We start from the raw sequence: 260 nt of genomic DNA, 5'->3' as shown, positions 1-260 counted from the left end.
GCGTTCGGACGTGTTCGCGCCCAGCGTGCTCGATGCCGGACACACGGACAATGCGAGGCTCGACATGCAGAACGTCATGCTCGACGGGATGCTGGGCGCGCTGCGGGCCGAGCACATGCTGGCGCAGGCCGGCCTCGCGGCGGCACCGTCTCTGCGGCATTGCACGTTCGACGTCGGGGCGCCGCGTGCCGAGGCGGCGGGGCGGGCATTCGCGGAGGCGTTCGCGCGTCTGGCCCGCGACTAGCCCCGCAACGCCAGGT

At 72.7% G+C, this 260-nt stretch carries 1 pseudogene; it reads left to right on the top strand.

Annotated elements, in window-relative coordinates:
• Positions 1-244: pseudogene (locus ACEN88_RS35670) on the top strand (peptidase M17); the annotation flags it as partial.
• Between the last annotated feature and the right edge of the window lie 16 nt (positions 245-260).

Origin of the sequence: Massilia sp. CT11-108 (genome assembly GCF_047302915.1) — a bacterium.
GTDB lineage: Bacteria > Pseudomonadota > Gammaproteobacteria > Burkholderiales > Burkholderiaceae_D > Telluria > Telluria orientalis.
The sequence above is the reverse complement of the archived record's forward strand: the minus strand, read 5'-3'. Positions and strand labels throughout refer to the sequence as shown.